The organism is Desulfovibrio desulfuricans, from assembly GCF_024460775.1.
Lineage (GTDB): Bacteria > Desulfobacterota > Desulfovibrionia > Desulfovibrionales > Desulfovibrionaceae > Desulfovibrio > Desulfovibrio desulfuricans_E.
The window spans coordinates 1-238 of record NZ_JANFYZ010000102.1 but is presented as its reverse complement, the minus strand read 5'-3'; the positions used below and the strand labels follow the sequence as shown (position 1 = coordinate 238).

At 43.3% G+C, this 238-nt stretch carries 1 protein-coding gene; it reads left to right on the top strand.

What is annotated here, in order from left to right:
* Positions 1-45: 45 nt before the first annotated feature.
* The coding region (locus NE637_RS15555) for a substrate-binding domain-containing protein (protein ID WP_256267828.1) at positions 46-238 on the top strand (193 nt) is incomplete at its 3' end.

The following is a 238-nucleotide window of genomic DNA, read 5'->3' as shown; positions in this document are numbered from 1 at the left end:
GCCGAACTAAAAAATTATCCGTTGATTTGCCTCGGAAAAGAAACTATGACCTGGAATTTTTATCATAAATTGTTCCTGTCCCACGGGTTGGAGTTGATACCAGACACGGAAGCAGCTACCACAGATCAGATTTTACCTTTGGTAAAAGCGGAATTAGGGCTAGCTTTTCTTCCAGAACCAATGGCGAAGGAAGCACTTCAGCAACGTGAGATCTTCCAGATTCATCTGCGGGAAACAA